Genomic DNA, 25,587 nt, shown 5'->3' on the forward strand with positions numbered 1-25,587 from the left:
ACTGAACCCTAATGGCAATATGAGGGCTATTCTATATCAACGTTATGACCGTTTCAGGCATCCACCACGCTCCATACCCCGCAACATCCTTATCTACGGGCTCTGCAATCACAGGAGAGGTTGTAATCATGGCGACAGAAGAGAAAAGCAGCGAATCCACACTCCTCGACGCTCTCAGGATAGCTATGCAGCTGGAGGAGTACGGGTACAGCTTCTACAAGGAAGTGCAGGGGTTCGTCGAAAGCGACAAGGGAATAGCTCTCCTCGAGTACCTCGCGAGCCAAGAGGTCGATCACATCAAGTGGCTGCAGGTGGAGCATGATAAGCTCGAAAAGGACATCAAAGAGGGCCGGAGAAGCGACGAGAGACTGAACATCGATCTCCCGGACCCTCGGATTGTGTTTTCGAAGAAGGACGAGATAACGCAGAAGATGGACTCGATAGAGGCGACGAAGTTCGCGCTGGACATAGAGAGAAGGTCCATCGAGTTCTACTCCGATTGCGGTCAGCTGACGAGCGTGGAGACCGCGAAGGAGCTCTTCGAGAAGCTCAGTCGCTTCGAGGAGTCGCACGCGAAGCTGCTCCAGGAGAACCTCAGCTACCTCGAGACTGAGGGTGACTGGTACGGCTACACACCGATACTCGAGGGCTAGTTGCTCGACGGAACGGCCTTCGGGAACGCACGATCCCCGCACAAGTGGTGATGAGATGAGACCCAGGAAAGTCAAGATCAGGATAACGAGGATCCTCGAGGGCGGTGAATGTCCAGGAGGTCACACCGTGGGCGAGGAGTTCGTCTACCCAGATGACAGAGGCAAGATATGCGCCAGCGCGATGAACACTATGTTCCCCGCGGTCCGGGTGCTGCAATTCGGCGGCTCCTTCCCGTGGGAAGAGGATCCAGACGTGGCCGTCCTCTGCTGTCCGGACGCCAAGAACCCGGTCGTCTTCGAGCTTAAGAGAGAGAATCGGACCGGTGACTAGAAGTCCACGTCCAGATCCAGGAGCTGCTTGACGAACGGGCCGAAGACCAGGTCCTTTATCGTGATCATCCGCTTGATGCTGTACAGCCGGATCAGGGGCATGTCCGCGATCATCTCGTTCTCCTTCAGGTATCGGATCAGGGCGGAGTTCTCGACCTTGAAGTCCTCGTATGTCTTGTAGATCGAGAGAGTGAAGTTCTCGAACCTCTTGGCGGCCAGGAACATCACGGAGTCGGTGTCGATATAGCTCATGTCGATGGTCCCGCTGTTAAAGGGCGTCCTCGGACTGTACTTCGTGTGGCCCAGGCAGAGTATCTCGAACCCGAGCTTGTTCAGGTTCGGGATGGTGATCGTGCTGATCAGTCCCCTCTTCTCCAGCCTCCTGCGGATGTTGGATATGGTGTGCTTGGACAGGCCCGTCTTCTCGGCAATGGTCCCGTCCCTTGCATCGGGATAGCTCACGAGAGCGTAGAACACCATCTTCTCTCTCGTCTTCAGAGTGGCGGGGTCGCCCTTCACGAACTCCTCCCTGCTCTCCGCATCTTCATCGTCTATGCCGAAGTCCCTGGCCAGTAGTCTCGAGTAGTCGAAGAACCTGACTATGTCGCTCGTCTCCAGAGGGAAGACCATCTGCGTCGGGAATGTCGCTTCCAGCAATCCGAGCTCCGCGAACAGCTGCGTCCTGATGTCGCTGATCTTCTCGATGTTCGTGTAGTTCTTGGAAAAGCTCAGCGAGAACCCATAGTTCGTCTCACCGACGGAATAGAAGAGCTCGTCATAGATCTCGATCCTCTCCCTCGCTCTCTCGACCCTGGCCTCCGCAGAGACCGCCGGGTTGAACTCCGCATACGTCACGCCGAGCATCTCACAACCGAGGTTCTGGAGATAAGGGATCCTCTTTCTCGAGAAGTATCCCTCCTTCGCCAGCCGGTGCTTTATCGTGGTCACCGTGGAGTGCTTCATCCCGAGGATGTCGCTGAGCTCTCGGTCCTTCATGTCCGTGTAACGAACGAGGCCGTGCAGCACCCGCTTCTCGTTATCTGAGAGATGACCTCTTCTCACGGACCGCAGAAGGGGGCGAATCGACAAAAAGGTTTTCATGGGACTTCCCGATATCCTCCATCCGAATTGCGTATTTCGTCATTTGGGAAGGTTCGATAATCCGATTATTCCCATGTATCGAGGATAGAAGCGCGTCCCCGCAATCCACCAAATAAGGCTTATATATCCCTTGAAATGTAATTCCGTCTGCCTCGATATTGAGGCGAGGTCCCCCCATGGATGTCCGTTCCAAGACTCAGTTAACCTTCGGTTTTCTTGAGGGAACAGGCAGTGGGGCATTCTGGCATTGCGCACGCAGAGGACCTTACGTTTTCGGAGGTTGTTGTCCTTGAAGTACTGGCGCAGACCGCTTGACAAAGACGAGATCAAGACACCGAAGGGGCACATATACGTGATCCCGGACAGGTGCAAGGGATGTGGATTCTGCATAGAGTTCTGTCCGAAGGGCGTCCTCGAAGAGTCCAAGGAGATCAACAAGAAGGGGTATCATCTGCCCAAGATCGCGGATGGCAAGGAGGATGACTGCATGAACTGCAATTTTTGCATGCTCATCTGCCCTGAGTTCGCGATATACACGGAGGAAGGGAAATGAAAGCAGTGCTCACGGGAAGCCATTTCATGCTGGGCGATATCGCGTGTGCGGAAGGTGCTCTGGCGGCTGGCTGCAATTTCTTCGGAGGATATCCGATCACACCCGCGACCGAGACCGCCGAAAGGATGGCCCTGCGCCTCCCGCAAGTTGGCGGACACTACATCCAGATGGAGGACGAGATAGCAAGCCTCGCGGCTGTTCTGGGTGCCTCGTGTGCGGGTGCGAAAGCGATGACGGCGACGTCCGGTCCCGGATTCAGTCTGATGCAGGAGAACATCGGGCTCGGGATAGTGACGGAGACCCCGTGCGTGATCGTCAATGTCCAGAGGGGAGGACCATCAACGGGACTGCCCACCCTGGCGGGACAGGCCGACATGATGCAGGCGAAGTGGGGCTCCCACGGAGACTACGAGGCGATCGCCTATGTTCCCAACTCGTGCCAGGAGATGTTCGACTTCACGATCAAGGCCTTCAACACGGCAGAGAAGTACCGCCAGCCTGTGTTCGTCATGGCGGACGAGATAATCGGCCACATGACCGAGAGGGTCGTGATCCCTGGACCGAAGAAGATAAAGCTCGTATCTCGAAAGAGGCCAAAAGGCAAGAAGAACTACCTTCCATTCAAACCGGACAAGGACCTCATCCCGCCGATGGCACTTGCGGGAGAGGGCTATGGCATACACATCACCGGGCTCACCCACGATGCCCGCGGGTATCCCGTGATCGATGAGGAGACCCAGCACGAGATGGTCACCCGCCTGATCGAGAAGATCAGAAGGCACGCACCCAAGATATGGGAGTTCGAGGAAGTCGAGACGGAGGATGCGGATATCGTCGTCGTTTCCTACGGTGCGGCATCCAGATCGGCTGGGAGGGCGGTCAACATCGCGAGGAAGGAAGGGATAAAGGCCGGCCTCATGCGCCTGATCACCGCCTGGCCGTTTCCCGAGAAGCGGATAAAGGAGCTTGCGGAGAGTGCGAAGGCGTTCGTGGTCCCGGAGATAAACATGGGACAAATCTCCCGAGAGGTTGAGAGGTTCGCCTCCGGAAGGGTCCTCAGCGTTACTCACGCGGGCGGAGGAATGCTATCACCGGAAGCGGTTCTACAGAAGATCAAGGAGGTGGCGAAGTGAGTGCAAAAGGAGCAGGGAACGAGGGCAAGATCGAGACCGTTGAGGGGCACCCGCTGGATCACATCCTGAGACAGGACCGGCTCCCCCATATATGGTGTCCAGGCTGCGGGCTCGGGTCCGCGATGACCTGCTTTGCCCAGGCGATCGAGAGGGTTGACATTCCTCTCAAGAAGCAGGTGCTGTTGTCCGGAATCGGATGCACTGGAAGGATAGCGGGGTACGTCAATGTCGATTCCTACCACACGACCCACGGGAGGGCGATACCGTTCGCAACGGGGCTCAAGATCGCCAATCCGGAGCTCTGTGTGACCGTCTTCAGCGGGGACGGCGACCTCTTCGCCATAGGCGGGAACCACTTCCTGCACGCGGCGAGGAGAAATGTCGACATCAACGTCATCTGCGTCAACAACTTCAACTACGGGATGACCGGCGGTCAGCAGGGACCGACGACGCCGGTGGAAGCGAAGACCACGACGACCCGCTACGGGAGCTTCGAGCATCCCTTCAATCTTCCATATCTGGCGGCTGCGATCGGCGCCGTCTATGTGTCCCGATGGACGACCCTGCACTGTCGTCATCTCGAGAAGTCCATGGAGAAGGCCCTCCAGAAGAAGGGCTTCACGTTCATAGAGATCGTATCCCCGTGCCCCACCGGCTTTGGCAGGCCGAACAAGCTCGGGGAAGGACTTGAGGAGCTGAGGTACTACAGAGAGAAATCCGTGATAAAGAACGACGCCTCCTGGGATGAGATGGACCTCCACATGCGCGGGGAGGAGCCCATAGTGGTGGGCGATTTCCTGGACACGGAGAAACCGACCTACCTCGAGCTGGAGGAACAGATGCTCAGAAAAAGGGGGTTCATGAAGTGAGCCGAAAGGAGGTTCGTATGGGTGGCTTCGGCGGCCAGGGAATAATCCTAGCGGGCTTCATTCTGGGGAAGGCGGTCGCGATCTATGAGAAGAAGGAGGCCGTCCAGACGCAGTCCTACGGTCCAGAGGCCCGAGGCGGGTCCTGCCTCGCGGATGTCATCATCAGCGACGAGGACATCAACTACCCGATGGGGACGGTCCCCGACATCCTCGTCCTGATGTCACAGGAAGCTTTCAATGAGAACCATGACAAGATAGCCGACGATGCCATCTTGATCGTGGACGAGGACCTCGTGGATGCGTCGGCGTTCAGGAAGAAGAACAAGGTCTTCAAGGCTCCCGCGACGAGGATCGCGGAAGAACTGGGGAAGAAGATCGTAGCCAACATCGTGATGCTCGGGTTCCTGGCAGCCGTGGGGGATGTGGTCAGCCACGATGCCATGAAGAAAGCCATACTCGACTCTGTCCCGAAGGGGACGGAAGACCTCAACCTCGAAGCCTTTGAGAAGGGATACGAACACGGCAAGAATTCGGTGGCGAACTAGTTGGACAAGGGCGTCCTGGTGATAGGAGGAGGAATAGCCGGCATTCAGAGCGCGCTCGACACGGCAGATGCCGGTCGCAAGGCGGTCATTCTCGAAAGCTCTCCCTTCATCGGGGGTCGCATGGCCCAGCTGGACAAGACCTTCCCGACGAACGACTGCTCCATGTGCATACTGTCTCCCAAGCTCGTTGAGGCGGGGAGGCATCCGAACATAGAGCTCGTCACGAATGCGGACCTGATCGCACTGGAGGGAGAGAAGGGCAACTTCACGGCGACTATACGCAAGAAGCCCAGATACGTGGACGAGGAGAAGTGCGTCGCCTGCGGCATCTGTGCGGAGAAGTGTCCCGTCAAGCTTCCGAGCGAGTACGACGCTTCCACTTCCGAGAGGAAGGCGATATACCGAGCGTATCCTCAGTCCGTTCCGTCCACTTACGTCATAGACAAGGACAACTGCATATACTTCAAGACCGGCAAGTGCAGGGCCTGCGAGAAGTTCTGCGAGGCCAAGGCCATCGATTTCGATCAGAGCGAGGAGGAGGTCAGGATAGACGTCGCCTCCGTCATAATCGCATCCGGAGCGGACGTGTTCGATCCCTCCGAAATACACGAGTACGGCTACGGCGTGCTTCCGAACGTCATCACGAGCCTCGAGTTCGAGAGGCTTCTCAGCGCATCAGGGCCGACGCAGGGGAAGGTCGTGAGACCGTCCGACGGGAAGGAACCTGAGAACATCGCGTTCATACAGTGCGTCGGCTCCCGGTCCACGGTGTACGGAGGAGAGTACTGCTCCTCCGTGTGCTGCATGTATGCGCTCAAGGAAGCTATCGTTGCGAAGGAGCACTCCGATTCCATAGACATCCAGATCTTCTCGATCGACTTCAGGGCGTTCGGGAAGCAGTTCGAGGACTACCGCATCAGGGCCGAGGAGGAGCACGGCATAAGGATCTGGAGAGGGAACAGAGTCTCTGCACTGGAACCTGCCCTTCCCGGGGACGGAGTCCTCGTCGTGTACATCGACGGCGACGAGATCGAGCTGAAGGAGTTCGACCTTGTTGTGCTATCTGTTGGTCTGAGACCCCCAGAAGGGGCGGAAGAGCTCAGCAAGATCACCGGCGTTGAACTCAACGAGTACGGATTCTACAAGACCCCTCCGAATGAGAGCTTCCAGACGACGAGACCCGGCGTCTACGTCGTTGGGACTATCTCTGAGCCAAAGGACATTCCGGACACGGTCTGTCAATCATCTGCCGCATCATTGATCGCTCCCGTGTTCGAAGAAGTCGAAGTTGCCGATGACGAGACGGGAGAAGAGGTTCTGGCGGAAGAGGAGGAGCCCAGGACTGGCGTCTTCATCTGCCACTGCGGCATCAACATCGGCGGTGTCGTCGATGTCCCCTCCGTCGTCGAGCACGTGAGGACGCTTCCGAACGTCGCCTACGCCGAGGACAACCTGTATACCTGCTCCGTCACGACACAGGAGAAGATCAAGGAGGCCATCAAGGAGCACGACCTGAATCGAATAGTGGTCGCTTCCTGCTCGCCCCGTTCGTACGAGAAGCTCTTCCAGGAGACGATAAGGGAGGCTGGATTGAATCCATATCTCTTCGAGATGGCGAACATACGCGAACACTGTTCCTGGGTTCACTCCAAGGAGCCCGAGAGGGCTACCGAGAAGGCGAAAGGGCTCGTCGCGGCCGCAGTCGCGAAGGCGAGGCTGCTGGAACCCCTGCACAAGGTGTCCGTTCCAGTTAACAAGACCGCCCTCGTCATCGGAGGCGGATTGAGCGGGATGACAGCCGCATTGTCATTGGCGGAGCACGGGATAGGAGCGCACCTCGTGGAGAAGACGAAGGAGCTTGGCGGGAATCTGAGACGAGTTGCACACACGCTAGATGGCGAGGACCCGCAGGAGCTCCTCAAGGGCATGATACGGGAAGTGAGGGATAATGACAGCATTACGCTTCATATGGGAACGGAAGTTGAGTCCGTCGACGGATTCATAGGCAACTTCCACACCACGCTGGCGAACGGGGACGAGTTCGACCACGGCGTCGTGATCGTCGCCACAGGCGCTGTGGAGTACAAGCCCACGGAATATCTGTACGGGAAGAGCGATCGCGTCATGACTCAGCTCGAGCTCGAGGAGAAGATGTCGCACAAGGACTTCAAGCCCGAGAGCATGGTCATGATACAGTGCGTCGGCTCTCGTGACTCAGAGTACCAGAACTGCAGTCGCATCTGCTGTTCCACGTCAATCAAGAACGCGTTGCGGGTGAAGGAGAAGCACCCCGACATCAACGTGTACGTCCTGTACAAAGACATACGGACGTACGGGTTCAAGGAGAAGTACTACCGAGAGGCTTCAAGGAAGGGAGTCGTGTTCATAAGGTACGACGACGAGAACCCTCCCGAGGTCACGAAGAAGAAGGGGAAGCCACGAGTCGTCGTCAAGGATGCAACGTTGGGAGAGGACGTCTTCCTGGAGCCGGATTACCTTGTGCTCAGCGCGGGGATACGCCCGAATCCAGACAACGAGAACCTCTCCGAGACGCTCAAGGTCCCGCTGAGCGGGGACGGGTTCTTCCTGGAAGCCCACATGAAGCTCAGACCGCTCGAGTTCTCGACGGACGGGGTCTACCTGTGCGGGTTCGCGCACTCCGCCAAACCTTCGGAGGAGAGCATAGCCCAGAGCAGAGGCGTTGCCGCGAAGGTCCTGGGCCTGTTCTCCAAGGACAGGATAGAGGTCGAACCCCTGATCGCCTACGTGAACGAATCGCAGTGCAGATGGTGTGGCAGGTGCGCTGATGTCTGCGTCTTCGGTGCGATCGATATCGTGGAGTCCGAGGGCGTCAAGTACGCCAAGATAAACGATGTTCTCTGCAAGGGTTGCGGTGCGTGCGTCGTGGCCTGCCCGACGGGCGCGATGGACGTGCACGGGTTCACGAGCGGGCAGCTTGACAAGATCATAGAATGTCTGGAGTGGGAATAGATGAAGGCCCCGTTCGAACCGAAGATCCTCGCGTTCTGCTGCAACTGGTGCGCCTACTCCGGAGCCGACCTAGCGGGAACATCCAGACTGCAGTACCCGCCCAATGTCAAGATAGTGCGGGTGATGTGTTCGGGTCGCGTCGACCCCGGTCACATACTCCGGGCCTTCGAGACTGGCGTCGACGGCATCCTCGTCGCGGGCTGTCACCCGGGCGACTGCCACTACATATCGGGGAACGAGAGGGCGGAGGAAAGAATCGAGACCGCCAAGGCGGTGGCGGAGATCATCGGCATCGGCGAGGACCGCATACGACTGGAGTGGATATCAGCGTCGGAGGGCTTGAGATTCGCCGAGGTCATCGAGGACTTCATCAAGGAGATCAGAGTCAAAGGGCCCAGCCCGGCGGGAGGCGACGCGTGATGGAACTCGATGAGGCGGTGAGGGACACGAACGTCCAGATGTGCTATTCCTGCGGGAAGTGCACTCTCGCCTGTCCCCTTACTCACGACGATCACATCTACTCCCCGCGAAGGATTGTGGAGACGATTCTCGCGCACGGAGAGGAAGGAATCAGTCCCGCCGAGATGTGGGAATGCCTCACGTGCAACGCCTGCTCCACGTACTGTCCGTCCGATGTGAAATTTCCCGCCTTCGTGAGGGAGATCAGAGGCGAACTCGTGAAGGACGGTTCGTACGGTGAGTGCTCCCATGCGGGGATCCTTCATTCGTTGATGAGACTGATGGCAGGAGGCCAGGTGAAGCAGAAGAGGCTGGAATGGCTGGATGACTCGCTGGAGACGAGTCCGAGGAGCAATGTCCTCCTGTTCGTCGGCTGTGCGCCGTACTACGATGCCGTTCTTAGTGAGCACGGGAGCCATACTGAGACCACGAAGAGCGCCGTCAAGCTTCTCAACAGCATTGGCATCAAGCCGCGTCTCCTCAAGGACGAGGTGTGCTGCGGGCACGACATGCTCTGGACAGGGGAGACGGAGACGTTCGAGGACCTGGAAAGAATCAACACCGAGAGGATCAACAAGTCGAAGGTGAAGAAGATCATCTTCACGTGCCCGGAGTGCTATGACACCTTCAAGGAGAACTACAAGGACCTGAGAGAGGACATCGAGCTGCACCACCTTGCTCAGTTCCTGGGCGATAGGATCGATGACCTCGAATTCAAGGAGAACGGCAAGAAGGTGACGTTCCAGGACTCGTGCAGACTGGGAAGGTTCCAGGGCATCTACGAGCCGCCGAGAGACCTCCTGCTCGCCGTTCCCGGCCTGGAACTCGTCGAGATGGAGGACAACAGGAAGAAATCGGTGTGCTGCGGGACCTCCTGCTGGATGAACTGCGACCAGGAATCCAAGAGAATACAGGTGGAGCGCCTGGAGGAGGCCTCGACGATCGCCGACATGATGATCACCGCTTGCCCCAAGTGCCTCATCCATTACAGATGCGCGATGGATGGGCAGAGCAAGCTCGACACAGACGTGAAGGACCTATTCGTGATGTTAGCTGAATCACTGGAGCCGTGACGGGATGGATGAAGAGGAAGAGATCAGGATTGGAGTGTACGTGTGCCACTGCGGGCTCAACATCGGAGCGACCGTTGACTGCGAAGAGGTCGCCGAGCACGCGAAGACCCTGGATGATGTGGTCTACACCGAGCACCAGATGTACACGTGCTCAGAGCCAGGACAGCAACAGATCAGGGACGACATAAAGGAGCACAGGCTCAACAGGGTCGTCGTTGCGTCATGCTCTCCCAAACTGCACGAGGAGACGTTCAGGAACGCGTGCGAAGAGGCGGGACTGAACAAGTACCTCCTCGAGATGGCGAACATCAGGGAGCACTGCAGCTGGGTCCATCTTCACGAGAAAGAGGGTGCGACGGACAAGGCGAAGGACCTCGTTGCGATGGCCGTCGCGAAGGCTCGCCTCCTGAGACCCCAGATAGAGAAGAAGGTCCCCGTGAAGAAGTCCGCGATGGTCATCGGCGGCGGAGTTGCGGGCATTCAGGCGGCCCTCGACCTCGGGGATTGCGGATACAAGGTCTACCTTGTGGAGAAGGAGGCCAGCATCGGCGGGAGGATGGCGCAGATAGACAAGACGTTCCCCACGATGGACTGCTCGATCTGCATACTGGCCCCGAAGATGTCAGAGGTCGGCCGGCATCCGAACGTGGAGGTGCTGACCAACGCGACCGTGAGACACATCGACGGCTACATCGGAAACTTCAGCGTCCTGATCTCGCAGAAGACCAGATACGTCACGGACGAGTGCACGGTGTGCGACGACTGCACCGACGTCTGTCCGGTCACAACACCGAATGAGTTCGATCTGGGCCTGACGACGAGAAAGGCGATCTACATACCATTCCCGCAGGCCATTCCGTCGAGCTTCATCGTCGATATGGACCTCTGCCTCAACGAGGCCAATGTCAGGGCCTGCAACAAGTGCATCGAAGCCTGCGACAAGGAGTGCATAGACTTCGACATGGACCCGGAGAAGGAGATCCAGATCGAGGTCGGAACAATCATAGTCGCAACTGGGATGAAAACCTTCGATCCCAGAGACCTGGAGGAGTATGGATACGGGAGATACACCGATGTCCTCACGACGCTGGAGTTCGAGAGGCTCATCAACGCGTCGGGACCCACGGAGGGTCACCTCATCCGACCCAGCGATGGAGAACAGCCGAAGAACGTGGCGTTCATTCAGTGCGTTGGATCGAGGACCGAGGACAGGGGAAATCCTTACTGCAGTAACATCTGCTGCATGGAGACTATAAAGGACGCCCTTCTCATCAAGGAACACTGGCCCGAGATCGAGATAACCGTGTTCTACATGGACATCAGAGCCTTTGGAAAAGGGTTCGAGGACCTATACAAGCGGGCCAGACAGGAGGGCGTCCGCTTCATTCGCGGTCTGCCCTTCGACATCAAGAAGAATCCGGATGGCACACTGAGGGTGAGAGGGGAGAACACAACGCTCCAGGAGATCTACGACTCCGACTTCGGGGTGGTCATCCTCTCAATAGGCCTCGAGCCGCAGGACGACAGGGAGGACGTCCAGAGGCTGCTCAACATCTCGACTGACTCGAACGGGTTCTTCCTGGAGGCGCATCCCAAGCTCAAGCCCATCGACACGTCGACCGGAGGCGTCTTCCTCGCTGGAACCGCGGAGGCCCCCAAGGACATCAAGGAGAGCGTCACCCAGGCCTCGGCGGCAGCGGCAAGGGCCAACAGGCTCATGATACGCGGAGAGGTCACCGTCGAGGCCCTGACGCCCATAGTAGATGCCGAGCTGTGCACGGGCTGCGGGGCTTGTGAGAAGGTCTGTCCCTACGGCGCGATCACCGCTGACAAGGAGGCGAAGCTCGCTACCGTGGTTGAGGCGGCCTGCGCAGGGTGCGGAACCTGCGGGGCAGAATGCCCGACCGGAGCCATTACGATGAGGCACTTCACCGACGACCAGATCATGGCGCAGGTCGACCACGCGCTCGAGCGGGACCCGCAGGACAAGGTCCTGGTCTTCGCCTGCAACTGGTGTTCCTACGCCGGAGCGGACCTGGCGGGGGTGTCCAGAATGCAGTACCCGACGTCCTCGCGGGTGATCCGAACGATGTGCTCGGGCCGCGTCGCGGAGAAGTTCGTCATGCGGGCGTTCGAGAAGGGTGCGGCCGCTGTGCTGGTCTCCGGGTGTCATCTTCAGGACTGCCACTACATCAGCGCGAACCAGCAGACCGTCAAGAGAGTGAAGCGGTGGAAGAAGAAGCTGGAGAGGAAGGGAGTGGACCCGGACAGGCTCCAGCTGGAATGGATATCTGCCGCGGAGGCCGACAGGTTCGCGTCGAAGATGAAAGAGATGGACGAGATCGTCTCTCAAGTGACCAAGAAGGACATCAGCAAGACGAAGAAGGCGCTGAAGGCGAAGGCCTAGTCGATTTCATGCGACCACGTCCTCAGGTCATGAGCTCGGACCTGTGATGACTAACGAGAATGCTCCTCTTCTTCCATGAACGGAAGGAAGATGATCAGAGACGACCCCATCCACACCAGGGCTCCCATGACCAGGAGAATCCCGCCGAAATCGAAGACCGCCCCGAGCAGGATCAGGAGCAACGGGAGTATCACGGAGACGAAGAGAAGTATGAGCTTGGCCCTGAATGGTTCCATCTAATCCTCCTTCAATTACCGCTAGACCTTAATAACTTTCTGATTCCGCCGCCTTCCGCAGGGCCGCGATCCTCTCGGCCACGTTCCCGCCGTAGATCGCTGAACCCGCCACGAGGACGTTTGCACCAGCCTCGACGACGGACCTCGCGGTCGTGGGGTCAATCCCGCCGTCGACCTGCAGGTCGATTCCGGTTCCCAGTTCCTCGATCTTCCCGCGCGCATCTCTGATCTTCTGCACGACCTCGGGCATGAACTTCTGCCCGCTGAACCCGGGGTGAACCGTCATCACGAGGAGAAGGTCCAGTTTCTCGAGATAGGGTCCCGCCTCGGAGAGTGGGGTTCCCGGGTTGAGAGACAGTCCCGCTTTGTTCCCTCCCGCCCGGATCTCGTCCAGGACCGCATCCGTGTCCTTGTCCGATTCCACATGGATCGTGATGAGGTCGGAACCGGCGGCAATGAAATCCTGAATGAGCGTCTGCGGTCTCTGAACCATCAGATGGCAGTCGAACTCGAGGGTCGTGCATTTCCTTATTCGCTTGACCACGGGAGGTCCTATTGTGAGGTTCGGCACGAAGACACCATCCATGACATCTATGTGTATCATGTCGGCTCCGCCTTTCTCGGCAGCGACTACTTCCTCCCCGAGTTTGCAGAAATCCGCGGACAGAATGGAAGGTGCTATCTTGACCACGTTCCGCTGAATGCCCAGAGGTTATTAAAGGCTTTTGAGGTCGCGGTCTCGAGAGTGCGGATTTCCCTTAACACGAAATCTTATTACGCTTGAGCTTGTTACCCACTCGACTAGGTGGGGAGGTCCTGTTATGCCCAAGCACAGTCGAGAACTGATAGGTAAACTGGAGTATGAAGCTCTCAAGATCCGCCGACACCTCATACGGATGATCTATCAGGCGGGGTCGGGACATCCCGGGGGCTCGCTCTCCGCCACAGATGTGATCACCGCCTTGTACTTCCACGTGCTGAACGTGGACCCCAAGGACCCATCTTGGGTGGACAGGGACAGGTTCGTCCTGAGCAAGGGTCATGCGTGTCCCGCCTGGTATGCGGCTCTTGCGGAAACGGGCTTCTTCCCCATCGAGGAACTGGACACATTGAGGAAGATCGGGAGCAGGCTTCAGGGGCATCCGGACATGAGGAAGACCCCTGGCGTCGAGGCTTCCACGGGATCGGAAGGCCAAGGCCTCTCCAACGGAATAGGAATGGCCCTCGCGGCCAAGCTCGACAGACGGAGCTACCGCATTTATGTGATGGTCGGGGACGGCGAGAACGATTGCGGTCAGACATGGGAAGCGGCCATGTCGGCGTCCTTCTACAAGCTTGACAACCTCTGTGCCATAGTGGACAGGAACCTGATGCAACTTGACGGCCCAACGAAGCACATAATGTCCCTCGAGCCACTTGCGGACAAGTGGAAGGCTTTCGGATGGAAGGTCCTCGAGATCGACGGGCACGACTTCACGGAGATCCTGAAAGCCTTCGACAAGGCTGAGAGCGTGAAAGGCAAACCCACTGTGATCATAGCAAGGACGCTGAAGGGAAAGGGCGTCAGCTTCATGGAGGGAGCGGTCGGGTTCCATGGAAAGGCACCCAACGAGGAGGAGTACGAGCAGGCGATGACCGAGCTCGGGGGCGAACCATGAACTACGGGGCCTGGAAGAAGGAGAGCCAGAGGGACTTCTGGGCGAAGGCCCTTCTTGAGCTCGGAAGGGAGAGAAAGGACATAGTCGTTCTGAGCGCCGACCTCTCCACGTCCGTCAAGACCTCCGTGTTCGCAGAGGAGTTCCCGGAGAGACACTTCAACGTCGGGATCGCAGAGCAGAACATGATGAGCATCGCCGCGGGTTTTGCGGCCTCGGGGAAGACCGTCTTCGCGAGCACCTTCGCGGCCTTCGGGACGGGGAGGGTGTACGACCAGATCAGGCAGTCGATAGCGTATCCAGAGATGAACGTGAAGATAGTCGCGACGCACGCGGGAATAACGGTCGGCGGCGACGGAGCCACGCACCAGATCGTGGAGGACATCGCCCTCATGCGAGCTCTCCCGAACATGACGGTGGTCGTGCCCGCTGACGCACCCGAGACGTATCTGGCAATAAGGGCGGTCGCCGACTATGTTGGCCCCGTATACCTCCGGATGGGACGCGCGGATGTCCCCACGATCGCGTCCATTCAGGACGACTTCGAGCTCGGCAAGGCAACAGTCCTCCGGGACGGTGACGATGTCACGCTCATCGGAACGGGCGTGATGGTGTCAAGGTGCTTGGTCGCGGCCGACGAGCTGACGAAGGAGGGGATCGATGCCAGGGTCCTGAACATGAGCACGATCAAGCCGCTTGACAGGGAGGCCCTGATCAAGGCAGCAAGGGACACTGGAGCTGTCGTCACGGCGGAGGAGCACAGCGTCACCGTGGGAATGGGAGCCGCTGTTGCGATGGACCTGGCCGAGAACGCGCATGTCCCCATGAAGCGCGTCGGGATACCCGACGTGTTCGGAGAGTCCGGGGACTCGGACGAGCTGATGGAGAAGTACGGGTTGACGGCCGAGAACATAATCGAGGCGACGCACGACGTCATGAGAAGGAAGGGTGGAGCCCTATGAAGATATTCTTGGACACCGCGAATGTTGAGCACATCAGGGAGGCGAACAGCTGGGGAGTCGTGGATGGTGTCACTACCAATCCCACGCTCATCGCGAGAGAGGGTCGGAACTTCGAGGAGGTCGTCAGAGAGATCTGCGAGATCGTTGACGGACCCATCAGCGCTGAGGTCGTGAGCGAGGACGCAGAGGGCATGGTCAAAGAGGCCAGGGAGCTCTCCAAGATCCATAAGAACGTTGTGATAAAAATCCCCATGACGCCCGAGGGCTTGAAGGCAACGAGGGTGCTGAAGGATGAGGATATCAAGACGAACGTCACTCTGGTCTTCTCCTCGAACCAGGTCCTGCTCGCCGCGAAGGCGGGAGCCACTTATGTGAGCCCGTTCATCGGAAGGCTCGACGATCAGGGACAAGTCGGCATGGAAGTGATAAGGGAGACCGTGACGATACTCGAGACCTACGACTTCGACACGCAGGTGATCGTTGCGAGCGTCAGGCATCCGATCCACGTCCTCGAATCCGCCCTGGCGGGAGCCCACATAGCCACCGTTCCGTTCGACGTGCTCAAGAAGATGGCGAGGCATTCCCTGACCGACGTCGGGATAAGGAAGTTCTTGGAAGACTATAAGAAGATACCGAAGTGACCGCCGCCACCAGGTTGGCTGCGGACAAACCTTAATATTCGGAAAGTGAATCTCATAGGAAAGCCCCGATGGTGTAGCGGCCTATCATCCGAGCCTGTCGAGCTCGGGACACGGATTCAAATTCCGTTCGGGGCGCTAATCCCGGAGCGTGGTGGAGATCTCCTCCGCCAGCTTCTCCGTTTTGACCTCCTTCTGATCCCCGGACTGCATGTCCCGCACCGATACTGAGTCTCTGGACCACTCGTCCTCTCCCACGAGGATGGCGATCCTGGCTTTCGTGACATTGGCGTAGTCGAGGTTCTTGGAGGGGCCTCTCTCGTTGAGGTCCATGTCACAGGACAGGCCTCCCTCTCTGAGTTCCCGCAGAATCCCTAAGGCGTTGTCCCGCATCGTTTCCCCTATGGGAACGACGAAGACGTCGAGCTTCGGCAAGGGAAGCTGGATTCCCTGCTCCTCGAGGACCAAGAGAACCCTGTCGAACCCGATGGCGAAACCTGTAGCGAAGATCTCTCCGCCTCCGATCGCATCGCCAAACGAATAGGACCCCCCGCCACAGATCTGCTTCTCAGCACCGAGGTCGGGCGAGTCGATCTCGAAGACCATCCCCGTGTAGTAGTCGAGACCCCTTATCACGCTCAGGTCCAGATCGAAGTCCTCCATCCCATACTTCCTCAGCCTCTGTGCAAGAACGCGAAGGTACTCGATCTGGTCCTTGACCTCCTCGGATGACACCAGTCCTTCGGCCTCAGCGAGTATCTCATCCCCGCCTCGGAGGCCAATCAACTTCTCGCAGGGCTCGTACAGGTCCGCCCTTCCCAGCGAATCCAGCGTCGCCCGAAGGCCTTCGAGGTCCCTCTTGTCCAGGAGCTGCAGACACCTGGTCTGTTCCTCGCGGGGGATGTCGAGCACGCCTCTGAGGATGCCGATGTTGCCCAGACGCACCGCGATCCGCTTCATTCCCGTTGAGGACAGGCACCTGACGGCGAGAGAGACTATCTCGGCGTCCCCGTACAGGGGCTTCGAGCCTATCAGCTCCGCCCCGAAGTGATAGAACTCCCTGTACCGCCCCTTCTGCGGCTCTTCGTACCGGAAGCAGTTCGCCATGTAGTACCATTTCAGCGGCTTGGGGGCGTTCCGCATCTCGCTCACGAAGTACCGGAACACCGAGGCGGTGACTTCCGGTCTCAGGGCGATCTCCCTCCCCGCCTTGTCCTTGAAGGCGTACATGTCCTTGACGACCTCTGGCCCGGAACGCGCGGTGAACAGCTCGGTGCGCTCGAACGTCGGCGTGCGTATCTCCCCGAACCCGTACTGCCTGCAGACATCCCGGAACAGGTGTTCGACATAGTTGCGTCTATCCATTGTCTCGACGGAGAAGTCCCTCGTGCCTTTGGGGCGCGGAATCATTGCGCGCCGATTGAGTCGGGCTGACTTAAAGGTTTTCACGAAAAAGGTAATAGCGGAAACTGACCTTTGCAGGGGAAATGGAGTCTAAACGGGGCTTTCATCTGCTCATTGTGGCCTCCGCCCTGATGTGGGGGTCCTCGTTCCCTCTCATCAAAGTGACGCTAGACTACGTGAACCCCTACTTCTTGACGGCTGTGCGGATGCTCATCGCGGGCGCAATCGGGCTCGTCTTCGTCATGGCGTTCTCGCGAATGGCCATCTTCAAAGTGAAGGCCATCTGGATTCTGGCGGGTCTCAATGCCCTGGGATACAGCCTCCAGCACATCGGGATGCAGTACACGCTGGCTTCCGAGTCCGCCCTCCTCATCAACGTCAACGTGATATTCGTCGCCATTCTCGCCGCTTACATCCTGGGAGAGAAGATCACGGTCTGGAAGGCCTTGGCTCTGGCCCTCGGCGTCGGCGGGATCCTGATACTCACATCCAAAGGCGACCTGTCCTTCTTCGCGTCAGAGGAACTGCTGGGTCAGAGCATCTTGGTCGCCTCGGGCTTCTCATGGGCGGTGTTCATAGTCCTCATGAAGAGGCTCCTGGACACGCACGAGATCGCGGACGTTTCGATGGCAGTCGTCGCCGAGACCGCTCTCATTCTCTCTCCGCTCGTGGCGTTCTATCCATCCACGGGGATAGCTCTGGAGGGCTGGGCGGGCATCCTCTACCTGGGCGTCGTTTGCACAGCATTGGCACTCTTCGTCTACCTCGTCGGGCTCAGAAGGGTCGGGGCGACAACATCCTCCATCCTCCTCACGGCCGAGGTCCTGTTCGCCATAATCCTGTCCGTTCTGTTCCTGAGCGAACAGATCACGGCACCGCTGCTTCTGGGCGGACTGCTGGTGCTGCTCGCCATGATCTTAATCTCATGGAACAGGGAGACTACTCCACGGTAACGCTCTTTGCGAGATGCCTGGGTTTGTCTATCGAGCATCCCCTCTCCTTGGCAGTGTAGTACGCAAGGAGCTGCAGGACGACGGTCACCGGTATCGGCGTGAAAATAGCGGGGACGTCTGGAACGTAGAGGACGTCGTCGACATACTTCTCTATGTCCCTATCCCCCTCCGAGGCTATCGCGATCACCGGCGAGCTCCTCGCGCTGACCTCCTTGATGTTGCTGAGCATCTTCTCGTACGTGTGGTCCTTGATGGCAACGGCGACTATCGGCGTCTCCTCTCCCACCAACGCGAGCGGGCCGTGCTTCAGCTCACCGGCTGGATAGCCCTCCGCGTGGATATAGGAGATCTCCTTCATCTTGAGAGCGCCCTCGAGTGCGATCGGGTAGTTCACGTTTCTGCCCAGGAAGAACATGTCCCTGGCCTTGTGGTACTTCTTGGCGATCTTCTGAATCGCCTTGTGCTCGTCAAGCACGCCCTGGACCGCCCGGGGCATCAGGCGGAGCTCTTCCTTCATCTTCCTGGACTCGTCGAAGCTCAGCGTTCTCCTCGCGAGCCCGAGTTGAATGGAGAGTATGTAGAGGGAGACCAGCTGCGTCAGGAACGTCTTCGAGGCGGCCACTCCGATCTCCAGTCCTGCGCGCGTGTAGATGACGTCGTCGGCCTCCCTGGTGATCGAGCTGCCCACGTAGTTCGTGATCGCCAGGCTCCTCCGTCCGCGCCTTCTGGCCTCTCTCGCCGCGCCGAGAGTATCGGTGGTCTCACCGCTCTGGCTGATCAGCAGGACGAGGGGTCTGCCAAAGGCCGCCGTGGAGTATCTGTACTCGGAAGCGAGCTGTGCCTCCGTCGGGACCTTCGCTATGTCCTCGAGTATGTACTTGCCCGCCAGTGCGGCGTGGTAGGAGGTCCCGCAGGCCACGATCTTTATCGAGGGGAACGCATCCCGGCCGAAGCGGCTGACATCGAAGTCGGCAACGCGCCCGAGAAGCGTGTTGTGGACGGCCTGAGGCTGCTCGAATATCTCCTTGAGCATGAAATGTTCGTACCCGCCGCGCTCGGCGTCCTCAACGGTCCACTTGATCCTTTCAGAACGACGCGTGACCTCCTTTCCTTCGAAGGTCGTGATCTCGACGGACTCGGGGGTCAGGACGGCCATCTCGTTGTCGTGCAGCGCTACCACCCTGTCCGTCTCCTTGAGGAGAGCGGATATGTCGGACGCCGCGAAGTTCTCGCCCTCTCCGATCCCCAGGACGAGCGGGCTCTCCTTCCTGGCAACGACGATCTTGCCCTTCTCCTTTGAATGAACTGCGGCGAAGGCAAAGGAACCCTTCAGCATGGGAATGACCTTCCTGAAGGTGGATTCCAAATCCCCAGTGTAGTTCTCCTCCAGCAGGTGGACGAACGTCTCCGTATCTGTCTCGGATTTGAATTTGTGCCCCTTCTTGATAAGGGACTCCTTCAGCTCGAGGTAGTTCTCGATGATGCCGTTGTGGATGATGGCGATCTCGCCCTTGCAGTCGACGAACGGATGGGCGTTGACCTTGGTCGGCTTGCCGTGAGTTGCCCACCTCGTGTGCGCGATGCCGTAGACACCGGAGATGTTGGGCATCGATCCCCTGAGGTTGTCTATCTCGCCCTTGTCCTTGTGTATCCTCAGCTTCTTGCCCACGATGGCCACGCCGGCAGAGTCGTATCCCCTGTACTCCAGCCTCTTGAGAGAATCCAAGAGCAAAGGGGCGGCCTTTCTAGACCCTGTGTAGCCAACTATACCGCACATACCTACACCACGAGGCTCTTGTCTGGAATGGTCCCTCTGAGGACCCTCATCGCGCTGACTCTGGACTTCGCCCCCACGATCGATCCGGGGGAGGCGACGACGCCGTCCTCGCAGAAGACATCCTCCCCGAGGAAGGACCCGATGTCACCGACCTTGTGGAAGTCGCCCTCGACACTCATGGTCGCCGTCGACGAGCTCGAGGAGAACCGCGACCTCAGGAAGGCCCCTTCGCCTATGACGCAGTGCGAGAGGTGGGAGCCTGGCCCGATCGTGGCGTCGGACATGATGACGCTCTCCTCCACGACGGAGTTCGCGGAGACCCTGACATTGTCCCCGATGCTCGTCGAGGGGTAAATGACCGTTCCGGGGCCTATCTCGCAGCCCCTCCCGATCACGACTGGACCCTGAATGTAGCTTCCCGACCTGAGCAGGGACTCCTCGCCGATGAGGACTGGCCCCTTGATCGTGACGTTCTTCTCGACCTTGCCGGACTTCTCTTCCCCGATGTCCCTCAGGACGGTCTCATTGACTCTCAGTATGTCCCACGGGTACACGGCGTCTATCCATTTCCCGCTCGTGTGAACCGCGAGGACGTCGTCACTGCTTGACAGGTCTCTGACCACGGATGTGAGATCGTGAACGCCCTTCCTGGAGTGCGACCTGATCCTGGTGAACACATCACTGGACATGCGATAGATGCCCGTGCTTATGAGATTACCAACCATCTCCTCCGGCTTCTCCATGATGTCCGCGACCTTCCCTGAGCGTATCTGGACAACGCCGTACTTCGAGGGTATCTCGCTCTCCGTGATGAGCGCGCACGGAGACTCGTCCGCCGAGAGAAGGTCCTTGACGACGTTGGGATCTATCACGTTGTCTCCCGGAAGGACCACGAAATCGCCCTTCACCATCTTGCTGGCGGCCAACAGAGCATGGGCGGTTCCCAGCTGCTTCTTCTGAACCGCATAGTCGATGCGGGCCCCGTAGTCGCGTCCGTCCTCGAAGTGGGTCATTATCCTCTCTTTCTTGTATCCCACGACCATGATGATGTCGTTTATTCCATTGGCGACCAGGGACCTCACGACGTACTCCAGGATCGGCCTGTTCGCCACAGGGATCATGACCTTCGGCTTCGAATATGTGAACGGCCAAAGCCTGCTTCCCTCTCCAGCGGCCAGAATGACAGCTTTCATTGTACCACTCGCATAAGAAACCCAGGATCGATTTAACTCTTTTGTCCATTTTCTCAGACACAGCTGAGAAGGCTACGGGTCCAGAGCCTTTTGAGAGAGGCAAGACGGAGGCCAATCAGTACTCCCCTAGTCCCCTGACGACCAATATGATACCCATGACAAAGGATATGAGGAAATCAATCCAACCGAAACATGGACTGTATACGCCAAGGAGAGTCAAGAATAGAACGATGATGGACGCGACAATGAAGAAGATTCCCACCAGAGTACTTCCTGTTCGCACTCAATCCCTCTCAGCCGAATGAGTAATCCACCCGCCCATATGAAATCGTTTCGGGGAAACACTTAACCTCACGTCAGCGATTCTCGTACCGACCGGAGGGATACGATCGTAAGGGTTCCCTGGATGGACAGAGACGCCAAGATCAGGATGTATGCCAAGATGATGGCTCGGTTAGTCTTGATCTTCGGAGTGGTGACCGTGGTCATCTTCACCCCCTTCATATTGTACCTTCACTGGAGCCCCATCGCGATGATTGCCCTGGTCACAACCATACTCGGGATCATTCTGTCCGGCTACGCACATATCAAGTCCCCTGATTTGCCTGCATTGAACTTCAGAATATGGATTGCCGGAACACTCCTGATAGTCGTTGGCATGAGTGTCGCCGACCTGGACATCCGTGGAATCTCCTGGAGGGGTCTTGGTGGGCTTGCCCTTGAATGGGTGGTCTTCGGCTCTGCGATAGTTCTCAATGTCATTGCCGTGCGGAAGGAAAGCTCACCAGATGCAATCGCTTCGAAGTAAAGACATACTCCTTCCTCTCAGGACTGTCGCATTCCCCTGTGCACTGCGACCATTTCCTCAGAGCCTTTCAGATAGAGGCAAGATGGTAGCTACAGTTTCAGTTTCGTGAAGTCTCTAAGTGTAATGAGTGAAGGATAGACAAGAAACGGTATGGCAAGCATGCCTATCAGAATAATCGCATCAGCGAGGATGGTCCTCTCATGAGGAGAGTGGATCGCCCCAACGATGAGGACTACTAGGTCAGCCAACAGCAAGCCACAACCAACACCGAACATGAGCATATGGAACTTAACACTCACTCGATCCCTCACAGAGAGTCCATGACTTACACTCAGAAAAGCGTTTCCTCAGAGCCTTTGAGATAGAGGGAAGACGGAGGCTAATCTCGTGATCCAATTGATGTTGAATACTATTTGACCCGTGGTCTCCTCCGCGGGGGCCTCATGCGGCTATCGGTACCGGACGTAAGGGAGGCCGAACACGTTGGACAGATGGGCGACCTTGAGATTGCCGTTAGAGTTGTCGTGGTAGCTGATCAGGCCGAGGCCGTCAACGCCGATCGTGATGGACGTGAACAGGCCCACAACGCCCGCGACGTCGAGCGCGGTGAGGGTGGCGGCCGTGCAGGCGACGTCCGAGCAGTGGGCGACCTTGAGGTCCTCGTTCATCCAGTCGTAGTAGCTGACCAGGCCGAGGCCGTCGACGCCGATCGTTATGGACGTGTGCCAGCCCACGCTACCCGCGGTGTCGAGGTTTGTGCGGGAGAATACGGCACGTCCCACCCCGATCCCGGGCGGGCCCTGAATACCCTGCGGTCCTTGCGGGCCAGGATCACCCTGAGGACCCTGGGCACCCGTGTTGCCTTGAGGCCCCTGCAGTCCCGTGCAGTCCAGCACATCCACGGCCAAGTCGCCGTTGATGTCCTCTGCCGGGATATCTCCCGTTCCGTTCCCGTTGAGGTCCCAGCAGGCGATACCATCCGCGCCATCAACTCCGTTCGTGCCATCTGGTCCCTGCAGGCCAACACTTCCCTGTGGACCCTGCGGTCCCTGTTCACCCTCCTGTCCTGGTGCTCCAACGGTTCCCGCGGGTCCCGGAAATGCCACCATCCCGATCAGGGCCAAGGCGAGCGCGATGACCGCGATCACGAGACCCGGTTTCGAAACGTCGGTCCTTGGGGCTGGAATCGGCTCAGGAACTTGCTCACTGCTAATACTATGTGGTTCACTCATGAGAGAACATCCTCCAATGGTCAACATTAATTCGTCGAATAAAAGGATTGGGGCGAAATGAGCCCATGCGCAGGAAATCGACGATAGCGCCCAGAATCAGTCCAGGGATATGACCTCGAACGCGATCTTGTCCTCGGAGTTCGCGTTCCTCTCCATGATGTGAGAGATGGCCTCGTTGCAGTTCTCCTCCGTGCAGAGATAGAGGACGCTGAGGCCCTTTTCGACCGCCTCAATCGAGGCCTGAAGGGGTGCGAACTCTATGTCGGGCTCAAGTCCAGCTCGACCAGCGAGGGCCCTTCCCGAGGCGCCGGACACGGCTATGAGGTCAGGGTTCTCCCCGCTCATCAGATGCTTCAACTTGGAGAGGTTCGCTCCTCTGCTGCCCTTCTTCTCGAGCCCGGGTATCTTCCCGAAGACCAGCTTCCCTGGATTCAAACCCATTATGCCATCAAGCTCAGAGATCGCGATGTCCTGGCCCTTCTTCGAGCCGAAGAGAGCGCGGCCGGTGGACGAAGAGCTCCTTCCGGGATAGGCCTTCAGGTAGCCGTTCTCCATAATCAGCCCGACCTTCTGGCCCTTCCTGATGTCGGAGGCGGCGATTGCCCAGCACACGTCGATTATGGCCAGGTCCTTGGCGGAGGACTCGATGAACCTCCTCAGCTCGGAGAACCTGTCGTGAAGGAACTGAACGCCCTCCTTCGTGGGCTTGTACACCCCTCCGACATTGTGCACGAGGCCCTCGGTGGTCATCGTCTTCAGATAGTCCGATATCCCCTGAACGGTCATCCCGAACCTCTCGGCGAGTGTCTTCAGCTTCGAGTGTTCCCGCTTGACCAGTTCCAGGAGGATGAGCAGCTTCGTCGTCTCCCTGAGGTCCCTCAGCAACGTCAATCAATCACCCCCGCCGCTGCCTCTCTTGGCTCTCCTTGCAGTGGGCACTATCATCACCAGACCCGTGGAAGGGCTTCTTTCGATCGCGACCTTCACGCCGTACACCTTCTCGATGTTCTCGTTCGTCAGCACGTCCAACGTCCCGCCGACCTCTTCTACCTTTCCCTTGTCGAGAAGGACGACGTTCTCGCAGTACCTGACGGCCATGTTCAGGTCATGGAATATCGCGACAACGATGAGGTTCCTCTCCCCCGCAAGTCTCTCGATCATGTCCATGATCTGCAGCTGATAGCCCAGGTCCAAATGAGAGGTCGGCTCATCCAGAAGCAGCACTCTCGGATCCTGGGCGAGCGCTCTAGCTATGACCACCCTCTGCTGCTCGCCGCCGCTGAGCTCGGAGAACATCCTCGACCGAAGGTGCCAGCAGTCGGTCGACAGCATCGCTCCCTTGATAACCGCCAGATCCTCCTCGGACTCCATCTGAAGACGTCCGATGTACGGTGTCCTCCCCATGGCGACAATCTCGTACGCCGTGAACGCGAACCCGGGGCGGGTGGTCTGCGGAACGACGCCCACCTTGCTCGCCACATCGCGGAAGCTCATCGTCGACAACATGTCAGCATCCAGCCACACGACTCCGCCGATGGGTTCCAGGACCCTGCTGATGCATCTGATGAGGGTCGTCTTTCCGCACCCGTTCGGACCGACGACACCGAACAGCGTTCCCGAGGGCACGTCGAACGTGACGTCCTTCAGGACCTCCGTGCTGTCATAGCTGCATGAGACGCCGTCGATTCTAAGAAGCATAAGCAAACCCTGTCTTCCTCGAGCGGAGAAGATATATGAAGAACGGAGCTCCGCAGAAGGCGGTTATTATCCCTATGGGGATTTCCTGTCCCCCCGCCACGGTCCTCGCTAGGACATCCATCCAGATGAGGAATATTCCCCCCGCGAAAGCGCTCGCGGGGATGAGGATGCGATTATCGGGACCGAGCGTCATTCTGACTATGTGGGGGATTATGAGACCCACGAAGCCGACTATTCCCACGAAGGCGACCGCGATCGCCGCGAGGATCGATGCGGTCACAAGGACTATTATCTTGACCGTGTCGGCGTCCACTCCGAGCTGTTTCGCTGTCTCCTCGCCCATCAGCATCACGTTCATGTCCCTGGCGAACAGGAAGACGACGAGCCCTCCCATCGCCAGCACGAACGTCGTTATGAGGACCTCATCGAACGTGGTCAGGGCGAAGCTGCCCATTATCCAGGAGATTATCAGGTCCCTGTCCTTTCCTGCGGCGTAGAGCATGTAGAAGCTCACGGCGGAGAGGAAGGACGCGATCGCGACGCCCGCGAGCAGGAGCGTGTCCGTCTTGATCCTGCCCCTGACCTGCGCTATTCCGTACACGGCCGCGACCGTGATGAGAGCACCGGAGAAGGCAAGGATCGGCGTGGAGAGGAGGGAGGTAAGCCCCCAGATGAGACCCAAGGACACGCCGACGGCCGCGCCGGAGGACACGCCCAGGATGTATGGCTCCGCAAGAGGGTTCCTGAATAGGCACTGCATGACCGCGCCTGAGATGGAGAGGGCCGCTCCGACCGCACAGGCGAGCAGGATCCTCGGCAGCCTCAGGTTGACCAATATGCTGGAAAGTGGTCCCTCCGCAAGAATGGAATCGAAGAAGTCCGCCCAGGAATATCTGATGGGCGTCCCCACTCCGATG

Annotated in this window: 26 protein-coding genes and 1 tRNA gene; 16 read left to right on the top strand and 11 right to left on the bottom strand. The window is 58.3% G+C overall.

The features are described 5' to 3' along the window. Positions 1-128: 128 nt before the first annotated feature. Together LN415_04295 and LN415_04300 are read left to right on the top strand one after the other, a co-directional pair. Complete coding sequence (locus tag LN415_04295) at positions 129-653, top strand: ferritin family protein (protein ID MCJ2556311.1); 525 nt, start codon at positions 129-131, stop codon at positions 651-653. Positions 654-708: 55 nt separating this feature from the next. Then, positions 709-984, top strand: coding sequence for a TIGR04076 family protein (locus LN415_04300; GenBank protein MCJ2556312.1), 276 nt, complete (start codon positions 709-711; stop codon positions 982-984). Here LN415_04300 and LN415_04305 read toward each other — a convergent pair. Next, entirely contained in the window at positions 981-2,084 is a 1,104-nt protein-coding gene (locus LN415_04305; protein ID MCJ2556313.1) for a helix-turn-helix domain-containing protein, read from the bottom strand. The two genes, LN415_04300 and LN415_04305, sit on opposite strands and share 4 nt — an antisense overlap. Before the next feature lie 289 nt (positions 2,085-2,373). On the opposite strand from LN415_04305, the gene LN415_04310 reads away from it, so the two are divergent. Genes LN415_04310 through LN415_04345 form a run of 8 tightly spaced genes read left to right on the top strand, consistent with a single transcriptional unit; the run spans position 2,374 to position 12,114 of the window. Next, on the top strand, positions 2,374-2,637 hold the full coding sequence (locus LN415_04310) for a ferredoxin family protein (protein MCJ2556314.1): 264 nt from the start codon (positions 2,374-2,376) through the stop codon (positions 2,635-2,637). Next, positions 2,634-3,770 (top strand): 2-oxoacid:acceptor oxidoreductase subunit alpha, encoded by a 1,137-nt coding sequence (locus LN415_04315; GenBank protein MCJ2556315.1) that lies wholly within the window; start codon positions 2,634-2,636, stop codon positions 3,768-3,770. Before LN415_04310 ends, LN415_04315 begins: the two co-directional genes overlap by 4 nt. Then, on the top strand, positions 3,767-4,639 hold the full coding sequence (locus LN415_04320; GenBank protein MCJ2556316.1) for a thiamine pyrophosphate-dependent enzyme: 873 nt from the start codon (positions 3,767-3,769) through the stop codon (positions 4,637-4,639). The genes LN415_04315 and LN415_04320 overlap by 4 nt, the downstream gene beginning before the upstream one ends. A gap of 17 nt (positions 4,640-4,656) precedes the next feature. Beyond that, a complete protein-coding gene (locus LN415_04325) occupies positions 4,657-5,184 on the top strand; it encodes a 2-oxoacid:ferredoxin oxidoreductase subunit gamma (protein MCJ2556317.1) in 528 nt (175 codons plus the stop codon). Continuing rightward, positions 5,185-8,175, top strand: coding sequence for a CoB--CoM heterodisulfide reductase iron-sulfur subunit A family protein (locus tag LN415_04330; protein ID MCJ2556318.1), 2,991 nt, complete (start codon positions 5,185-5,187; stop codon positions 8,173-8,175). Then, positions 8,176-8,595, top strand: a complete 420-nt coding sequence (locus LN415_04335; protein MCJ2556319.1) for a hydrogenase iron-sulfur subunit — start codon at positions 8,176-8,178, stop codon at positions 8,593-8,595. It abuts the gene before it with no gap. Continuing rightward, entirely contained in the window at positions 8,595-9,707 is a 1,113-nt protein-coding gene (locus LN415_04340; protein MCJ2556320.1) for a (Fe-S)-binding protein, read from the top strand. Before LN415_04335 ends, LN415_04340 begins: the two co-directional genes overlap by 1 nt. Positions 9,708-9,711: 4 nt before the next feature. Continuing rightward, on the top strand, positions 9,712-12,114 hold the full coding sequence (locus LN415_04345; protein MCJ2556321.1) for a hydrogenase iron-sulfur subunit: 2,403 nt from the start codon (positions 9,712-9,714) through the stop codon (positions 12,112-12,114). Positions 12,115-12,164: 50 nt separating this feature from the next. On the opposite strand, the gene LN415_04350 is transcribed toward LN415_04345, so the two are convergent. Both LN415_04350 and rpe read right to left on the bottom strand, forming a co-directional pair. Beyond that, the gene (locus LN415_04350; protein ID MCJ2556322.1) at positions 12,165-12,350 is read right to left on the bottom strand and encodes a hypothetical protein; all 186 of its coding nucleotides are present in this window, start codon (positions 12,348-12,350) and stop codon (positions 12,165-12,167) included. A 28-nt stretch (positions 12,351-12,378) separates the two neighbouring features. After that, positions 12,379-13,041, bottom strand: a complete 663-nt coding sequence (gene rpe, locus LN415_04355; GenBank protein ID MCJ2556323.1) for a ribulose-phosphate 3-epimerase — start codon at positions 13,039-13,041, stop codon at positions 12,379-12,381. A gap of 130 nt (positions 13,042-13,171) precedes the next feature. Here rpe and LN415_04360 point away from each other — a divergent pair, with 130 nt between their 5' ends. The 4 genes from LN415_04360 to LN415_04375 all read left to right on the top strand — a co-directional run bounded on the left by LN415_04360 (position 13,172) and on the right by LN415_04375 (position 15,743). Beyond that, a complete protein-coding gene (locus tag LN415_04360; protein MCJ2556324.1) occupies positions 13,172-14,008 on the top strand; it encodes a transketolase in 837 nt (278 codons plus the stop codon). After that, entirely contained in the window at positions 14,005-14,967 is a 963-nt protein-coding gene (locus tag LN415_04365; protein MCJ2556325.1) for a transketolase family protein, read from the top strand. Before LN415_04360 ends, LN415_04365 begins: the two co-directional genes overlap by 4 nt. Next, a complete protein-coding gene (gene fsa / locus LN415_04370; protein ID MCJ2556326.1) occupies positions 14,964-15,608 on the top strand; it encodes a fructose-6-phosphate aldolase in 645 nt (214 codons plus the stop codon). The genes LN415_04365 and fsa overlap by 4 nt, the downstream gene beginning before the upstream one ends. A gap of 62 nt (positions 15,609-15,670) precedes the next feature. Continuing rightward, positions 15,671-15,743: transfer RNA gene (locus LN415_04375), tRNA-Asp, on the top strand. On the opposite strand, the gene hisS is transcribed toward LN415_04375, so the two are convergent. Beyond that, on the bottom strand, positions 15,744-17,015 hold the full coding sequence (hisS, locus tag LN415_04380) for a histidine--tRNA ligase (GenBank protein MCJ2556327.1): 1,272 nt from the start codon (positions 17,013-17,015) through the stop codon (positions 15,744-15,746). 77 nt (positions 17,016-17,092) lie between these two features. On the opposite strand from hisS, the gene LN415_04385 reads away from it, so the two are divergent. Further along, positions 17,093-17,962, top strand: a complete 870-nt coding sequence (locus tag LN415_04385) for a DMT family transporter (GenBank protein ID MCJ2556328.1) — start codon at positions 17,093-17,095, stop codon at positions 17,960-17,962. On the opposite strand, the gene glmS is transcribed toward LN415_04385, so the two are convergent. Both glmS and LN415_04395 read right to left on the bottom strand, forming a co-directional pair. Further along, the gene (gene glmS, locus LN415_04390) at positions 17,949-19,739 is read right to left on the bottom strand and encodes a glutamine--fructose-6-phosphate transaminase (isomerizing) (GenBank protein ID MCJ2556329.1); all 1,791 of its coding nucleotides are present in this window, start codon (positions 19,737-19,739) and stop codon (positions 17,949-17,951) included. The two genes, LN415_04385 and glmS, sit on opposite strands and share 14 nt — an antisense overlap. A gap of 2 nt (positions 19,740-19,741) precedes the next feature. After that, the gene (locus tag LN415_04395; protein MCJ2556330.1) at positions 19,742-20,932 is read right to left on the bottom strand and encodes an NTP transferase domain-containing protein; all 1,191 of its coding nucleotides are present in this window, start codon (positions 20,930-20,932) and stop codon (positions 19,742-19,744) included. A 406-nt stretch (positions 20,933-21,338) separates the two neighbouring features. Between LN415_04395 and LN415_04400 the strand changes: the two genes are divergently transcribed. Then, a complete protein-coding gene (locus LN415_04400; GenBank protein ID MCJ2556331.1) occupies positions 21,339-21,740 on the top strand; it encodes a hypothetical protein in 402 nt (133 codons plus the stop codon). An 89-nt stretch (positions 21,741-21,829) separates the two neighbouring features. On the opposite strand, the gene LN415_04405 is transcribed toward LN415_04400, so the two are convergent. From LN415_04405 to LN415_04425, 5 genes are all read right to left on the bottom strand, one after another. Beyond that, complete coding sequence (locus LN415_04405) at positions 21,830-21,988, bottom strand: hypothetical protein (protein MCJ2556332.1); 159 nt, start codon at positions 21,986-21,988, stop codon at positions 21,830-21,832. 201 nt (positions 21,989-22,189) lie between these two features. Then, positions 22,190-22,972, bottom strand: coding sequence for a collagen-like protein (locus tag LN415_04410; GenBank protein ID MCJ2556333.1), 783 nt, complete (start codon positions 22,970-22,972; stop codon positions 22,190-22,192). Between the two features lie 96 nt (positions 22,973-23,068). Next, the gene (locus LN415_04415; GenBank protein MCJ2556334.1) at positions 23,069-23,863 is read right to left on the bottom strand and encodes a hypothetical protein; all 795 of its coding nucleotides are present in this window, start codon (positions 23,861-23,863) and stop codon (positions 23,069-23,071) included. Continuing rightward, positions 23,864-24,670 (bottom strand): ABC transporter ATP-binding protein, encoded by an 807-nt coding sequence (locus LN415_04420; GenBank protein ID MCJ2556335.1) that lies wholly within the window; start codon positions 24,668-24,670, stop codon positions 23,864-23,866. It abuts the gene before it with no gap. Continuing rightward, on the bottom strand, positions 24,660-25,587 hold a 928-nt coding region (locus tag LN415_04425; GenBank protein ID MCJ2556336.1), incomplete at its 5' end, for an iron chelate uptake ABC transporter family permease subunit. The genes LN415_04420 and LN415_04425, both read right to left, overlap by 11 nt.

This window comes from Candidatus Thermoplasmatota archaeon (genome assembly GCA_022848865.1).
Taxonomy (GTDB): domain Archaea; phylum Thermoplasmatota; class Thermoplasmata; order RBG-16-68-12; family JAGMCJ01; genus JAGMCJ01.

Coding starts and splice junctions, on each gene's coding strand:
- LN415_04295 (MCJ2556311.1), top strand. CDS start 129: ATGGCGACAGAAGAGAAAAGCAGCGAATCCACACTCCTCGACGCTCTC.
- LN415_04300 (MCJ2556312.1), top strand. CDS start 709: ATGAGACCCAGGAAAGTCAAGATCAGGATAACGAGGATCCTCGAGGGC.
- LN415_04305 (MCJ2556313.1), bottom strand. CDS start 2,084: ATGAAAACCTTTTTGTCGATTCGCCCCCTTCTGCGGTCCGTGAGAAGA.
- LN415_04315 (MCJ2556315.1), top strand. CDS start 2,634: ATGAAAGCAGTGCTCACGGGAAGCCATTTCATGCTGGGCGATATCGCG.
- LN415_04325 (MCJ2556317.1), top strand. CDS start 4,657: ATGGGTGGCTTCGGCGGCCAGGGAATAATCCTAGCGGGCTTCATTCTG.
- LN415_04335 (MCJ2556319.1), top strand. CDS start 8,176: ATGAAGGCCCCGTTCGAACCGAAGATCCTCGCGTTCTGCTGCAACTGG.
- LN415_04340 (MCJ2556320.1), top strand. CDS start 8,595: ATGGAACTCGATGAGGCGGTGAGGGACACGAACGTCCAGATGTGCTAT.
- LN415_04345 (MCJ2556321.1), top strand. CDS start 9,712: ATGGATGAAGAGGAAGAGATCAGGATTGGAGTGTACGTGTGCCACTGC.
- LN415_04350 (MCJ2556322.1), bottom strand. CDS start 12,350: ATGGAACCATTCAGGGCCAAGCTCATACTTCTCTTCGTCTCCGTGATA.
- LN415_04360 (MCJ2556324.1), top strand. CDS start 13,172: ATGCCCAAGCACAGTCGAGAACTGATAGGTAAACTGGAGTATGAAGCT.
- LN415_04365 (MCJ2556325.1), top strand. CDS start 14,005: ATGAACTACGGGGCCTGGAAGAAGGAGAGCCAGAGGGACTTCTGGGCG.
- fsa (MCJ2556326.1), top strand. CDS start 14,964: ATGAAGATATTCTTGGACACCGCGAATGTTGAGCACATCAGGGAGGCG.
- hisS (MCJ2556327.1), bottom strand. CDS start 17,015: ATGATTCCGCGCCCCAAAGGCACGAGGGACTTCTCCGTCGAGACAATG.
- LN415_04385 (MCJ2556328.1), top strand. CDS start 17,093: ATGGAGTCTAAACGGGGCTTTCATCTGCTCATTGTGGCCTCCGCCCTG.
- glmS (MCJ2556329.1), bottom strand. CDS start 19,739: ATGTGCGGTATAGTTGGCTACACAGGGTCTAGAAAGGCCGCCCCTTTG.
- LN415_04395 (MCJ2556330.1), bottom strand. CDS start 20,932: ATGAAAGCTGTCATTCTGGCCGCTGGAGAGGGAAGCAGGCTTTGGCCG.
- LN415_04400 (MCJ2556331.1), top strand. CDS start 21,339: ATGGACAGAGACGCCAAGATCAGGATGTATGCCAAGATGATGGCTCGG.
- LN415_04410 (MCJ2556333.1), bottom strand. CDS start 22,972: ATGAGTGAACCACATAGTATTAGCAGTGAGCAAGTTCCTGAGCCGATT.
- LN415_04420 (MCJ2556335.1), bottom strand. CDS start 24,670: ATGCTTCTTAGAATCGACGGCGTCTCATGCAGCTATGACAGCACGGAG.